At 33.7% G+C, this 14,091-nt stretch carries 14 protein-coding genes; all 14 read left to right on the forward strand.

All coding sequences use genetic code 11. The annotated features are described in order from the left end of the window. The first annotated feature begins 1 nt into the window (after position 1). The gene (locus IEV72_RS05375; RefSeq protein ID WP_188458071.1) at positions 2-931 is read left to right on the forward strand and encodes a hypothetical protein; all 930 of its coding nucleotides are present in this window, start codon (positions 2-4) and stop codon (positions 929-931) included. A 94-nt stretch (positions 932-1,025) separates the two neighbouring features. Beyond that, positions 1,026-1,964 carry a glycosyltransferase family 2 protein gene (locus IEV72_RS05380; protein WP_188458072.1) on the forward strand — a complete coding sequence of 313 codons (939 nt, stop codon included), beginning with the start codon at positions 1,026-1,028 and terminating at the stop codon, positions 1,962-1,964. Between the two features lie 811 nt (positions 1,965-2,775). After that, positions 2,776-3,336 (forward strand): dTDP-4-dehydrorhamnose 3,5-epimerase, encoded by a 561-nt coding sequence (gene rfbC / locus IEV72_RS05385; protein WP_188458073.1) that lies wholly within the window; start codon positions 2,776-2,778, stop codon positions 3,334-3,336. A gap of 471 nt (positions 3,337-3,807) precedes the next feature. Then, complete coding sequence (locus IEV72_RS05390) at positions 3,808-4,032, forward strand: DUF433 domain-containing protein (protein WP_188458074.1); 225 nt, start codon at positions 3,808-3,810, stop codon at positions 4,030-4,032. 477 nt (positions 4,033-4,509) lie between these two features. Next, positions 4,510-5,544 carry a glycosyltransferase family 2 protein gene (locus IEV72_RS05395; RefSeq protein ID WP_188458075.1) on the forward strand — a complete coding sequence of 345 codons (1,035 nt, stop codon included), beginning with the start codon at positions 4,510-4,512 and terminating at the stop codon, positions 5,542-5,544. Continuing rightward, a complete protein-coding gene (locus tag IEV72_RS05400) occupies positions 5,544-6,407 on the forward strand; it encodes a glycosyltransferase (protein ID WP_188458076.1) in 864 nt (287 codons plus the stop codon). The genes IEV72_RS05395 and IEV72_RS05400 overlap by 1 nt, the downstream gene beginning before the upstream one ends. A 6-nt stretch (positions 6,408-6,413) precedes the next feature. Next, a complete protein-coding gene (locus IEV72_RS05405; RefSeq protein WP_188458077.1) occupies positions 6,414-7,307 on the forward strand; it encodes a glycosyltransferase family 2 protein in 894 nt (297 codons plus the stop codon). 184 nt (positions 7,308-7,491) lie between these two features. Further along, the gene (locus IEV72_RS05410) at positions 7,492-8,037 is read left to right on the forward strand and encodes a hypothetical protein (protein ID WP_188458078.1); all 546 of its coding nucleotides are present in this window, start codon (positions 7,492-7,494) and stop codon (positions 8,035-8,037) included. 183 nt (positions 8,038-8,220) lie between these two features. Continuing rightward, entirely contained in the window at positions 8,221-8,451 is a 231-nt protein-coding gene (locus IEV72_RS05415) for a hypothetical protein (protein WP_188458079.1), read from the forward strand. 139 nt (positions 8,452-8,590) lie between these two features. Next, on the forward strand, positions 8,591-9,691 hold the full coding sequence (gene wecB, locus IEV72_RS05420) for a non-hydrolyzing UDP-N-acetylglucosamine 2-epimerase (protein ID WP_188458080.1): 1,101 nt from the start codon (positions 8,591-8,593) through the stop codon (positions 9,689-9,691). Further along, complete coding sequence (locus IEV72_RS05425; RefSeq protein WP_188458081.1) at positions 9,688-10,917, forward strand: glycosyltransferase family protein; 1,230 nt, start codon at positions 9,688-9,690, stop codon at positions 10,915-10,917. Before wecB ends, IEV72_RS05425 begins: the two co-directional genes overlap by 4 nt. After that, complete coding sequence (gene neuC, locus IEV72_RS05430) at positions 10,917-12,071, forward strand: UDP-N-acetylglucosamine 2-epimerase (protein ID WP_373283990.1); 1,155 nt, start codon at positions 10,917-10,919, stop codon at positions 12,069-12,071. The genes IEV72_RS05425 and neuC overlap by 1 nt, the downstream gene beginning before the upstream one ends. Before the next feature lie 438 nt (positions 12,072-12,509). Then, a complete protein-coding gene (locus tag IEV72_RS05435; protein ID WP_188458082.1) occupies positions 12,510-12,863 on the forward strand; it encodes a four helix bundle protein in 354 nt (117 codons plus the stop codon). A gap of 399 nt (positions 12,864-13,262) precedes the next feature. Beyond that, positions 13,263-13,988 carry an acylneuraminate cytidylyltransferase family protein gene (locus tag IEV72_RS05440; protein ID WP_188458083.1) on the forward strand — a complete coding sequence of 242 codons (726 nt, stop codon included), beginning with the start codon at positions 13,263-13,265 and terminating at the stop codon, positions 13,986-13,988. Positions 13,989-14,091 lie beyond the last annotated feature (103 nt).

A 14,091-nucleotide genomic window follows, 5' to 3' on the forward strand; every position in this document is an offset into this window, starting at 1 on the left:
TTTGAAAAAGTTTATACTCAAATCATTAGTTTTTATTTTTTCAATGGGTTTATTTTATTGTTCAGGTATTTTTATTCTTGAGCATTATCTACCATCCTTTTTAAGACCAAATATTAGCTTTAAAATGGGTGCTTATGGTCATTTACATTCTAGGATTAAAGAAGTAAATGATTTTAAAAATGTAGATATATTATTTTTAGGTTCTTCACATACTTATAGAGGATTTGATACGCGCATTTTTTCAAAAAATGGTTATCATACATTTAATTTAGGTTCGAGTTCTCAAACACCTTTACAAACCAATATATTACTTAATCGTTACTTAAATCAATTAGCACCTAAATTAATTGTTTACGAAGTATATCCTGGTACCTTTATGTCTGATGGTGTAGAATCTTCTCTTGACTTGCTTTCTAATGATAAAAATGACCTTGATTCATTTAAAATGGCATTTAAAACTAAAAATATTAAAGTTTTAAATACTTTTATATATGCTTCTATTCGAGATATGTTGAATCTAAATACGAATTATACAGAACAAAATAATAAAGGTGTAGATACATATATACCTGGTGGTTATGTAGAGAAAGAAATAAGCTACTATACACCGAAATTTATCGACAAAAGCGAAATAGTATTAAGAGATAACCAGTTAGATAATTTTGAAGAAAACATTCAAAAAATAAACAATAAAAATATTGATTTAATGCTCGTTTACGCTCCTATATCCAAGTCTAAATACAAAAGTTTTAATAACAAAAACCATTTTGATAGCTTAATGCATGAGCATGGAAAGTATTATAATTTTAATGAAATATTATCTTTAAACGACTCATTACATTTTTATGATTCACATCATTTAAATCAAAAGGGAGTTAAAAAGTTCAATAAAAAATTGATTGAAATTCTACAAAATGAATCACAATTATAGAATATGTTGAATTATATTACTAGATTATAATCATATTGAAAATATTTAATACTAAACCACCTTTAATAAAGAGTTTACAAAACAAGATAAACTAATGGAAATTAAACCTTTATTATCCATCATCATCCCCACTTACAATCGTGTAGGTTTAATTAGCGAAACACTGGATTCTATTGTGGCACAAACCCACCAAAACTGGGAATGTATTGTTATAGATGATGGTTCAAGCGACAACACAGATGAATTGCTAGCGGAGTATGTAAAAAAAGATAATCGCTTTATTTATGTAAAAAGAAATGAGAATTATAAACCTGGCGGTAATGGAGCACGAAATTATGGTTTAGATTTAGCACAAGGCAATTATATTGTATTTTTTGATAGTGACGATTTGATGACGGAAGATCACCTACAGGTTAAGTACGATTTAATTACATCTGGGGAGTATGATTTTGGGATTACTAGAACAAAATATTTCAACTATACTAATAAGTTTATTGATAGGTATTATAACTTTACAACCAAAGATATTACAAGAGACAATTATGTCCTACAAAAATTAAACTGGTTAACATTAGACGTGATTATAAAATCATCTGTTGCAAAATCTATTCGTTTTAACGAAAACATTAAAATAGGGCAGGAGTACAATTATTTCTCAAAATTGGTTTGCTTGACTGCTAAAGGTGTTTTTTTAGATAAAACAGTCAGTTTAAGACGCTACCATGAAAATTCTAAAAGAACAACCTTAGCAAAAGGAATTCATTATGCCAGAAACCAATCTGTTACCAATTGGTATATATTTGTAGACACCAAAGACTTCTTAAGCATAGAAAACCAAAAGGTTTTACTCAACAAAACCTATAACACCATACTTAGGAATAAAAGCATACCAAAAGACATAAGTAACATAAGGTTTTGGAGGTATATTTTTAACTATTTCGGCTTTAATGCTTTAATTAAATTAGTCTATTTTTATGTCAATAAATTTACAAAACGAATGTATTTTCTGAAAAGAATGGCATTGAAATACTAGTCAATACTTGATGATGTCTTAAAATCAAATTAGTGTAAATTTTTCATGGAAAGCCTTAGTTCTCTATAACTTTTACTTTCCTACCGTTTAACAAGGGAAAACATTAGAACTGCAAACCACCAACTTCAATGAAACAACATTTTACAATAGGGTAATTGTCTGTCCTGTCTATCTATCTATCTATTTAGATAGCTTAGGGAATGAATCCCGAGTAACGAAGTGAATCGGTACAAATACCGACAACAGACAACCGATAACCGAAAACCGACAACTGAAAACAGCGCAGCGCCACAACAGGCAACTTGTTGCTATCATAACAGTAGATAAGCGAAGCGGCATCTACGTCATAACTGACAACCAACAGCGAGTTCACGAACATCAAAACATTTACAACAAGAATAGCGGTTCACGAATCACAAGTCACAGTTCACAGAAGACAGATTCAATGAAATAGCAATTTACAATTGTGTAAACGCCTGTCCAAGCTGTCGATTTATCGATAGCTTAGGGAATTAATCCCGAGAAACGAAGTGAATCGAGAAGAAAACCAACAACTTCAATGAGATAGCAATTTACAATTGCGTAATCGCCTGCCCTGTCTATCTATCTATTTAGATAGCTTAGGGAATTAATCCCGAGAGCAACGCGATTCGGGACAAAAACAAAAAACCGACAACCTTTACAACAGCGCAGCACCACAACAGTGAGTTTACGAACGCCATAACCTTTACAACAAAAATAACGGTTCACGAATCACAAGTCACAGTTCACAGAAGACTAAAGACAGAAGACTAGCAACAAAAAACAACTAATGACCATCACCAAAACCAACATACAAGAAGCATACATCATACAACCACAAGTATTCAAGGATGAGCGCGGCTATTTCTTTGAAAGCTTTAATCAAGAGAAATTTCAAAACGAAACAAGAATTACAACTCAATTTGTGCAAGACAACGAGTCCATGTCCAATTATGGAGTAATACGCGGTTTACATGCGCAATCAGGCGAGTTTGCGCAAGCCAAACTCATTCGGGTTATACAAGGAAAAGTCTTGGATGTAATTGTAGATGCTAGAAAAGAGTCACCAACCTACGGAGAGATATTTACAATAGAACTAAATGCAGAAAACAAAAAACAGCTTTTTGTACCCAAAGGCTGCTTGCATGGTTTTTCGGTGTTAGAAGATCAAACCATATTTTCATATAAATGTGATGCCTATTACAACAAAGCTAGTGAAATAGGTGTGCATCCGCTAGATCAAAGCCTAGCCATCCATTGGCAAGTGCCAGAAGACAAGCAATTGCTTTCGGAAAAAGATAGATTGTTGCCAAGTTGGGAAGATTTTTTAAAGAATAACTCTGAAAAATAAAGCCAAAACTTCTTCCCTAGAGGGAAGACTAGAGATGGGTGTTATTTTTGAAGCAAACTTAAACACCCTTTGCCTTTCGGCATTTCCTTCAAGGGAAAAGATATAATTGAAGGCAAAAACATCTTCCCTTGAGGGAAGACCAGAGATGGGTGTTGATAAATATGAGTGTTATTTCAGATTTAAAAGTCAAACAATCAATTTATAGGATAAAGTAATCATCTTCCTTAGCCCGTGCTGAGCGACGTCGAAGCAAGGGAAGACAGGAGATGGGTGTATTTTTTACACAAACAACGGGAAATTCAATGAGATAGCAATTTACAATGGCGTAAACGCCTGCCCAAGCTGTCGATTTATCGATAGTCATGGGAATGAATCTCGAGTAACGAAGTGAATCGGGACAAAAACCGAAAACCGAAAACTGAAAACTGACATTAATTAAAATTTGATTATTTTTACATAAATATGAGTGTTATGGTAGATTATAAATCGATTATAAAACGTGATCCTAATAAAGGGTTTGGAAAGCCTTGTGTTCGTAATACAAGAATCACGGTATTTGATGTTTTAGGCTGGTTAGCAATAGGCATGACAAATGATGAAATTATTTATGATTTTCCAGAACTTACCGTAAACGATATTAAAGCTTGTTTAGCTTATGCTGCAGATCGTGAGCACAAATTAAAAAATGCTTCGTGAAACTCTTGTTAAATAAAAGTGCCTATTTCAAACCAAAACCTATAACAATCAAGATAATCTAAATTTAGAATTTAAAATTGATAATTGAAAAATAAGTGAACAAACAACGAAAAACTGAAAACAGTTCTCGATTCAATCCCGAGAAACGAAGTGAATCGGGACAAAAACCAACAACCGAAAACCGAAAACCGAAAACTGACAACCTTTACAACAGCGAAGCGTCACAACAGTGAGTTCACGAACGCCACAACTTTTACAACAAAAATAGCGGTTCACGAATCACAAGTCACAGTTCACAGAAGACAGATTCAATGAAACAACAATTTACAATAGCGTAAACGCCTGCCCAAGCTGTCGATTTATCAATAGTCATGGGAATGAATCCCGAGTAACGAAGTGAATCCGTACAAAAACCAACAACCAAAAACCGACAACTAAACACGTCGTAACATTATGCCCACAAACCAATCAATACATATGCGAGAACAACCACTGGTCTCAATTATTATTCCGACTTATAACCGTGCCCATTTAATAGGTGAAACCCTAGACTCGGTGTTAGCCCAAACCTACCCAAACTGGGAATGCATCATTGTCGATGACGGCTCTACGGACAACACGGATGAAGTGGTTGGTGCTTATGTTGAAAAAGACGCTCGTTTTAAATATTACCACCGACCAGAAGAGCATTTACCGGGTGGAAACGGGGCACGAAATTTTGGGTTCAAGATGAGTAAAGGCGAGTATGTGAATTGGTTGGATAGTGATGATTTATTGTCTCCATATTTCTTATCAAATAAAGAACTTGAGTTTTTAAATGGGAATTTTGATGCTATTGTTTCCCTGAGTCAAACTTTTAATAAAATTTCTGGAGATGGTTCAATTTTGTGGAATATTCTACCTGATAATAAAGACCAATTACAATTAAATAACTTAGTGAATGATTTTCTGAAACAAAATATGCTATGGCCACCGATAGCAATAGTTTGGAAAAAAACGTTTTTCGATAAAAAAAAGGAGCTATGGAATGAACATTTGAAATCCTGGCAAGACTGGGAATTTCATATTAAAATGCTCTTAGAAAAACCAAATCTTCATTTTAAATCTTGTGATATTGATACCTTTTATCGCATTGATAGTAGCGATAAAATTTCAACTAAGGCAAAGGATAAACAATTTTTCATAAATCTTAAAAACAGTATTGACGCTGTTATTTTACTCTTAAAAAGTAAAGCTTTAATAGATATTTTCTCTTCTGAAATTAAGAATCTTATCGCAAGAGTTTTAATAAGGCTGCCCATACAAAATGGCTACTATAAATTCTCATTACTAAGTGCTTTAAAGTATACATTTTTCTTAAAATCTTTATTTCCTATAAAATCACTTATCTTAGAATTAGCTAGACAATATTCTATCTCTAGAAAAATAAGCAGTTTTCTCTATAAATCTTATAAAGAAAAAATCAAGTTTGATACTACATTTATGAAATTAACTAAAGAGAATTTAAAATAATGAACGGAATTTCAGTCATCATATGTTGCTATAATTCTGAACAAAGAATCAAACCAACACTTGAGCATCTTAACTTACAAGAAGCCAATTTCCCATGGGAGTTGATTATTGTTGATAATAATTGTACAGATGCAACAGTACAAACCGTTAATTACTGTATAAAAGAAATGCATCAGCTTGCTGAACGTACAAATATTGTTAAAGAAACTGAACCCGGTTTAAATTATGCGAGATTGCGTGGTGTTAAAGCATCAAAATATGACCTAGTATTGTTCTGTGATGATGATAATTGGCTCAATGAAAGCTATCTTCAACGAGGTTTTGATTTCCTAAAAAATAATCCAGACTTCGGAGTTGTGGGTGGTAATGGGATAGAAAAGTGTGAAATTAATCCACCAAAATGGTTTGATAAATACAAATCTTTGTATGCAATTGGATGCAGGAATGATGGTGAGGTCTCTAACGTTTACGGTGCAGGCATGCTATTAAAAAAAGAATTATTGAGTGGTATTAATTTCAGTATGTCTGATAGAAAAGGAGATAGCCTTGCTTCAGGCGGTGATAGTGAAATTTGCTATAATGTAATTAGTAAAGGTTACAAAATAAGGCAGTTATGTGATAATACTTTTTATCATTTTATCCCTAAAGACAGGTTAAAGAATATATATATTTATAATATGTTTTACGCAGTTGGGAAGACTAGAAAGGAGTTATATAAAATCGCTCCAAAGCATTATAAGCTATTTAATCCGTCTTACAGACTTAGAAAAGATATAAAAAATTTATTTAAAGCTTTGCTAAAATTAGATTGGTTAAGTGTAAAGTGTAACTTTTATTCTCTAAAAGCCTATTGGTTAAATTAAATAATAATGAAAAAAATTCTCTTGTTCTCACCATTATGTAAGCCTAAAGATGTTTTAGAAGTTACGCTTCCTTCTTACTTAAATTTAGAAAGCGAAGGTTTTACTTATGATATACTTTTGTACAATGATAATAATATTGAGGATTCAAAAAAATATACAGATAACTTCATCTCACAACATGATAATGTTAGCTTGTTACCCAATATTTTTAATGAAAATTCTGCATACCAAAAACATAATTGGAATATCAGTTTAATAGACCGTATCAGTGCTATTAAGAATAAAGCTATAGAGTATGCCTTAAAAAATAATTATGACTATATTTTCTTAGTAGACGCAGATTTAGTCTTAAACCCGAACACCTTAATGAGCTTAGTAAACGCTCAGAAGCATTTTATTTTTGAGATTTTTTGGACCATGTTTACAAATGCACATTACTATAAACCCAATGCTTGGGATTATCATTCTTGGGTATATGATTCTCCCGAAAGTATTATTAAACTTAAAGAGCCAGGCGTTTATGAAGTAGGTGCTGGTGGCGCGTGTACTTTGGTGAGTCGAGAACTTTTAGAGCGCGGTTTAAATTTTAATAGATTGTCAAATATGAGATTCCCGGGTGAAGATCGTCACTTCTGCACAAGGGTTCAGGCTTTAAATGAAAAAGTTTATATCGATACGCATTTTCCAGCATTTCATATACATAACCCAAGGCTTGTAGACCAGGCTAAACTGTGGTATAGTAATGGAGCAAAACCTGAATTTTTTAAGTCTTGGTTAACGGCTATCTGGGAAAATCAGGTTAGGAAAAATTTTGAAGAACCTAAAACTAAACTTGCTAGGATAAAAAAAGGCTTATATTTTGCACGAAGGGCTTATATTAATTATTTTGATAAACTATAAATAAAAATTGTTATCTGTTTTAAAACTAAGATTAAAAATTTACTTTTAATTAGAACAGAAATTGTTAAGATTTAAAATTTCTAAAATCACAAATTATACTTTGTTATAACTGATAATTTAGAACCTAATAAAATGCATAATTGCCTGAATATTCATCTAAAATAAAAGGACAAATTTAAAATCTATGAGTAAAACAACTATTAAGCCATGTCTTTATTTACATATTGGAAATCCTAAAACAGGTTCAACCTATTTACAAAAAAAAGTTTTTCCTGAACTTGAAAATATCACATACCATTACAAGCCTAAATATAATATTTTAAAAGAATACAGAAACCAAAAGTCTACCTTTGGTCGTTTCATGCGAAGTTCACCGGTTGTTTGGAAAAATTTTGGTGATGTATTATTAAACAACTTAGGTTTAAATAGTTTTGAAAAATCAGATATATTAGTTTCCGATGAACACTTTGTTGAAGCGAATGACCCTTTTCGTATAGCACAACACTTGCACGAACTTAAAAAGCGAATTTATAAAAGCCACAACCTTAAAATATTAATGATTATTCGTCGCCAGGATACATGGATTTCATCCTGCTATGCCGAAGTATCGAATACCCATAAGCGAGTTTCACAAAAACATTTTAGGGAGTATATTTTAAATCGTATTGATCCTTTCAGTGCTTGTAATGACGGTGTAGGAATTCGGTTAGACTACTATACTTTAGTTTAAAAAATTCAGAATGTTTTAGGTAAAGATTCTGTTAAAGTTTTACCTTATGAGTTACTAAAATCAAATCCAAGTTTTTTTACAAAAGAGTGTTGTAAAGCTATAAATTGTGAAGTTCCTAGTTCACTTTCATTCAAGAGTGAAAATGTGCGGTCTTCAGGTTCAAATACTTGGAAATTACGGCCAATGTCTAATGCCTACAAACCTAAAATCCAGTTAAGGCCTCATCGTGTGTTTAAGACAATTTTTGGTAAAAGCGTGATATATTTTCCGGCATTATCGAATATTAAAAGAGCTAAGGAAATTATTCTAACTAAAGAATTTTCAGAATTAATTTTAGAGCGTTACAAATCCGAGAACAAAAAACTAGATGATGAATTTAATTTGGGATTAAAGGATTTTGGTTATTACCAATAAATATTTGATATCTTGATATTTTTATCAAGAAATATGCTAAGAGTAATTTAAAGGTTTAAAAATATTAATACGAATCGATGATGAAAAAAAAGATAGTTTTAGATTTAAAAAGTGATTTTAATAAAATTATTAATAAATTATGAAAATACTAATATGTTTCGGCACAAGGCCTGAAGCCATTAAAATGGCTCCTGTGGTTAAAGCTTGCCTGAGTCATCAATCTATTAACACTAGAGTTTGTGTAACAGCACAACATAGAGAAATGCTTGACCAAGTCTTAGATTTTTTTGAAATCACACCTGATATAGACTTAGACTTGATGCAAGCTAATCAATCGCTTAATCAACTTTCAGCAAGAATTATTGAGAAAATGGATGCTGTATTGGTTGCAGAACAACCCGACTGGGTTTTAGTCCATGGCGATACCACAACCTCCAGTATGGTCGCTTTAGCCGCTTTTCATCTAGGAATTAAAGTCGGTCACGTTGAGGCTGGTTTGCGCACCTACAATAAATATTCGCCATTTCCAGAAGAAATCAATCGTCAACTTACTGGTAGAATTGCCAATGCACATTTTGCACCTACCCAAAAAGCCTACAACTGCTTGATGAATGAAGGTGTAAAAAATGAAGAAGTTTTAATTACAGGAAATACTGTGGTAGATGCTTTACAAATGGGTTTAAAGCTAGCAAAACAAAAACATCCTGAATACCTAAAAAAACTACTAAATGAGCTCAAACCACAAAAAAAACTCATATTAGTCACAGGACATCGAAGAGAAAATTTTGGAGAAGGATTTTTACAGCTTTGCCATGCGCTAAAAAATATTGCCAAACAGCATGATGTAGAGATTATATATCCCGTACATCTTAATCCTAATGTAAAAGATGTCGTGCATAAAGAACTCGGGCACTTAAACAATATCCATCTTATACCTCCAGTAGAATATCCTGTAATGTTAGGTTTGTTAAATGCTTGTGAATTAATCATTTCAGATTCTGGAGGTATCCAAGAAGAAGCCCCGAGTTTGGGTAAAATGGTTTTGGTGACTCGAGCAACATCAGAGCGCATGGAAGGCATAGAACAAGGTTTTGCTGAATTGGTTGGCACCAATGCAGATAAAATTACAGAAAGGGCTTTGTTTTATCTAAATCATCCTAAAGTCCTAAAAAAGCAAGATAATCCTTACGGTCAGGGAGATGCTTCTGAAAAAATAATCAACTATATTTTAACTAGATGAAGATTTTAGTATTAGCCGAAAATTTAGAAGTAAATCGGACTTCTTCTGGTATAACGAGTAATAAAAATATTTTAATGTATCAAAGATATTTTAATCATGTGGATGTTATCACTTCCACACCTTTAAATCAGTTTAAACAAATAGAAGGAGTTAATTATACGAAATTCACAAACTCCTCAAAGATGCTATTAGAAAAAATACCAAAGATAGCAGCCCTACCAGCTTATTTAAATGGCTTAAATTTTACTGCTAGACGTATTATTGAAGACTGGACTCAAGTCATTAAGAGTAAACTAGATAAAAAGAATTACAGTCTGATTGTAAGCTTAGGGTCTGGTTTAAGTTTTGTTCCTGCTTATGCAATGCTTAATATAGATAAAACGTTGTATGGTAATTACATCATGTTTGTCCATGATCCCTATCCCTCGCATCAATATCCACCGCCTTACAAAAAAAAATCAACGTATTTATATAAAGTTCAAGCAAAGCTTTTTGGTAAGGCTTTATCCAAAGCAGACATAATTTCGTTTCCTTCTCTACGTTTACAGGAATGGATGGCTCAATTTTATAATTTGCCTATCCAGAAACAAATAATACAACCACATTTAGGTTTAAATATAAATGAATTATGGACTATTTTGCCAAATATAAAAACTAAAAAATTACCAGTTTATCCAGATGGTATTAATATTATTCATACAGGCACGCTTTTAGGTCCAAGAACGCCAACCTTTTTAATAGAAGCTCTCAAGCTATTATTTGAAAAACATCCAGAATCCAGATCCATAGTAAAACTACATATTGTAGGTAAAATGACAAAGGAGTGGAGTGAAGAGAATTTAGTAGCCGAAAATGTGCACATCCATAGTCATCGATATACTTATCAAGAAAGTCTGGAAATCCAGAAAAATGCTGATGTTTTACTTCTTTTAGAAGCCGTATCTGATGTTTCTCCTTTTATGCCTGGAAAATTGGCAGATTATTTAGTCGCTGATAAACCTATTTTAGCGCTTACTCCAAAACAATCAGAAACAACAAGAATACTTGGAGAAAATTATCCTTTACTAGTAGAAAACGGAGATGTTGGAGAGATATATAAAAAATTGGTGATTATTTATAAGTCTTATCAAGAAGGCTCAATAAATGAACTTATTCCTAATAAAAAAGCTAGAACGTATGTTAGACCAGAAGAATGGATTAATAGCTTAAAAAAAACATTAACCTAATGAGAAAAATCTGCGTAGTAGTAACCGCACGCCCATCCTATTCCAGAATTAAAACCGCTTTAAAAGCCATCCAAAAGCATCCTAATTTGGAGTTGCAATTGGTCGTGGCAGCTTCAGCTTTGTTGGAGCGTTATGGTACAGCTGTGAATTATATTAAAGCAGATGGTTTTCATATCGATGCTAAGGTATTTAATGTCTTAGAAGGCGAAAACTTAACCGCAGCAGCAAAGACTACTGGCATAGGTATTTTAGAGTTGTCTAGTGTGTTTGAAAATCTTCAACCCGATATCGTGGTTACGGTAGCCGACCGATTTGAAACCATGGCAACGGCCATTGCCGCTTCGTATATGAACATTCCTTTAGCCCACATTCAAGGCGGAGAAGTCACAGGCAATATCGATGAAAAAGTAAGACACAGCATCACCAAACTAGCCGATTACCATTTGGTCGCTTCACAAGATGCAGAACAACGCGTATTGAAATTAGGAGAAGAAGCCAATTCGGTGTTCAATACAGGCTGCCCATCCATAGATTTAGCCAAAGAAGTTCAGGGACTCAACCAACTGAATTTTAATCCCTACGAAAAATATGGTGGCGTGGGCGCGCAACCTGATTTAAGCAAGGGCTATTGGGTAGTCATGCAACATCCAGTTACTAACGAATATCAAAACTCGCGAAAGCATGTAGAAACTACTTTAGAAGCCATTCGCCAACAAACAGATGTTCCTGTGTTGTGGTTTTGGCCAAACGTGGATGCAGGTTCAGATGGTACATCTACGGGTATTCGCGCTTTTAGAGAAAAATACGATGTAGAGCATGTGCATTTTTTTAAAAACATGCAAGGCAATGATTTTTTAAATTTATTAGATCAATCTGAAGGCTTAATCGGGAATTCATCCGTAGGAATAAGAGAATGCGCTTATTTGGGTGTTCCGGTGATTAATATTGGAAGTCGCCAAAATCGGCGTCAGCGTGGCAATAATGTTATGGATGTCAATTACAGTACCCAAGAAATCACCCAAGCCATGAACCAAATCCAATCCAACCCAAGACCCACAACAGCCACTATTTACGGTGAAGGCGATGCAGGAGAAAAGATAGCTGCTGTTTTAGCAAAGGTTGAATTGAAGTTTCATAAGACGATTGTTTATTAGTGATTAGTCGATAGTGAATAGTTGATAGTGACTTGTGACTAGTGGATGATGAATGCTTACTCATAACCAGTGGCTAGTCCTTATATACGTTTGCTCTATTCACAGCCCACGGCTCACAGTTCACAATTCACAGTTTACTAACAAATGAATTCACAGTCCACAGCTCTCAAATCACAGTTCACAGCCCACGACTCACAAATCACGGTTCACAGTCCACAAATCACAGTTCACAATTCACAGTTTACTAACAAATGAATTCACAGTCCACAGCTCTCAAATCACAGTTCACAGCCCACGACTCACAAATCACGGTTCACAGTCCACAAATCACAGCTCACAGTTCACAGCTCACAAATCACAGCTCACAAATCACAGCTCACAAATCACAGCTCACGTCTCACAAATCACAAAATGATTTAACCACTAAAATTTGATTAAATGACACACAAAAATTTAGACGCTTGGAATAAAAGTATGGACTTGGTAGACAAAGCTTACGAAATTGCAAAAGAATTTCCTAAGTGGGAAGACTTTATTTTAAAGCAACAATTTTTGAAATCAGCAATTTCTATACCATCGAATATATCAGAGGGTTGTGGACGAAGTTCTGATAAAGAATTAATTAGATTTTTAGATATTAGTTTAGGTTCATTAGCAGAGTTAGATACTCAATATGAAATCGCCGTAAGACTGTCATACTTTTCAAGAAACAATGATTTTGAAATTTTGCTTACCGATTCAGGTAAATTAATGATAGGGTTGAAACGATATTTACAAAATAAAAAAAGATAGCTTAACGATTTGTTGCTTTTGTATGGTGAGTAGTGATTTGTGACTAGTGACTAGTAAATAGTGTTTCGTGAATAGTGATTAGTGATTAGTGAATGGTGTCACGTGAATAGTGGCTAGTCCTTATATACGTTTGCTCTATTCACAGTTCACAAATCACGGCTCACAGCTCACAAATCACAGTTAACGAATCACGGCTCACAGTTCACAGCTCACGCCTATCAGCTCACAAATCACAAAACACGGTTCACAGCCCACAGCTCACAAATCACAGTTCACGAATCACAGTCCACGAATCACAGCTCACATTTCACAAATCACGGTTCACAGCTCCCAGCTCACAAATCACGGCTCACAAATCACGGTTCACAAATAACAGCTCACATTTCACAATTAACAAAAATGCACAGCACACAGTTCACAGTTCACGGTTCACCGAATATTTTAGCAATAATTCCCGCCCGCGGCGGCAGCAAAGGCGTTCCTAGAAAAAACATCAAAAAATTGGGTAGTAAACCCTTATTAGCTTATACGGCAGAAGCTGCACTAGCATCAAATTTAATTAGCAAAGTAATTTTGTCTACTGAAGATGAAGAAATTATGCAAGTTGGAAAGGCGTGTGGGTTAGAAGTTCCCTTTCAGCGACCAGAAGATTTAGCAAAGGATCAGTCGGGTAGTTTAGGAGTGGTTCAGCATGCGATAGAGTTTTATGAAGAAAGAGGAGAATATTTTGATGCTGTTATTTTGTTGCAAGTGACATCGCCTTTTAGATCGAAGGGTTTCATTGACCAAGCTATTCAAAAGTTTATACAATCAGATGTAGATGCTTTAGTAAGCGTTTTACCAGTGCCACATGAATACAATCCACATTGGGTTTTTGAAGCCGATAAAAATGACAACTTAAGCATTGCAACAGGTGAAAGGCAAATTATCAAACGGCGTCAAGATTTACCTCAAGCCTACTTTAGAGATGGTAGCATTTACATCACCAAAACAAAATTCATAAAACAAGGGAGTTTTTTTGGAGAACACTTAACCTACATCGAGTCAAACCCAAAGATGTATGTCAATATAGATACAATGGAAGATTGGAAGAAGGCAGAGGAGATGGTTTCCAAAATCAATTAAATTTGAATAGAATATTATTTAATATTTTTTCAATTTTTACATAAAATCTCATTTTGGCACTTCAAACAAAACAGCTTAAACTTAAGACATTTTTTATTATGTT

Origin of the sequence: Psychroflexus planctonicus, from assembly GCF_014640195.1 — a bacterium.
In the GTDB taxonomy this organism is placed as follows: domain Bacteria; phylum Bacteroidota; class Bacteroidia; order Flavobacteriales; family Flavobacteriaceae; genus Psychroflexus; species Psychroflexus planctonicus.

Excerpts from the sequence above, each read along its gene's own strand:
- IEV72_RS05410 (WP_188458078.1), top strand. The coding sequence starts at position 7,492 with ATGAGTAAAACAACTATTAAGCCATGTCTTTATTTACATATTGGAAAT.
- IEV72_RS05415 (WP_188458079.1), top strand. The coding sequence starts at position 8,221 with ATGTCTAATGCCTACAAACCTAAAATCCAGTTAAGGCCTCATCGTGTG.
- IEV72_RS05435 (WP_188458082.1), top strand. The coding sequence starts at position 12,510 with ATGACACACAAAAATTTAGACGCTTGGAATAAAAGTATGGACTTGGTA.
- IEV72_RS05440 (WP_188458083.1), top strand. The coding sequence starts at position 13,263 with ATGCACAGCACACAGTTCACAGTTCACGGTTCACCGAATATTTTAGCA.
- IEV72_RS05425 (WP_188458081.1), top strand. The coding sequence starts at position 9,688 with ATGAAGATTTTAGTATTAGCCGAAAATTTAGAAGTAAATCGGACTTCT.
- IEV72_RS05380 (WP_188458072.1), top strand. The coding sequence starts at position 1,026 with ATGGAAATTAAACCTTTATTATCCATCATCATCCCCACTTACAATCGT.
- neuC (WP_373283990.1), top strand. The coding sequence starts at position 10,917 with ATGAGAAAAATCTGCGTAGTAGTAACCGCACGCCCATCCTATTCCAGA.
- rfbC (WP_188458073.1), top strand. The coding sequence starts at position 2,776 with ATGACCATCACCAAAACCAACATACAAGAAGCATACATCATACAACCA.
- IEV72_RS05395 (WP_188458075.1), top strand. The coding sequence starts at position 4,510 with ATGCGAGAACAACCACTGGTCTCAATTATTATTCCGACTTATAACCGT.
- IEV72_RS05400 (WP_188458076.1), top strand. The coding sequence starts at position 5,544 with ATGAACGGAATTTCAGTCATCATATGTTGCTATAATTCTGAACAAAGA.
- IEV72_RS05390 (WP_188458074.1), top strand. The coding sequence starts at position 3,808 with ATGGTAGATTATAAATCGATTATAAAACGTGATCCTAATAAAGGGTTT.
- IEV72_RS05405 (WP_188458077.1), top strand. The coding sequence starts at position 6,414 with ATGAAAAAAATTCTCTTGTTCTCACCATTATGTAAGCCTAAAGATGTT.
- wecB (WP_188458080.1), top strand. The coding sequence starts at position 8,591 with ATGAAAATACTAATATGTTTCGGCACAAGGCCTGAAGCCATTAAAATG.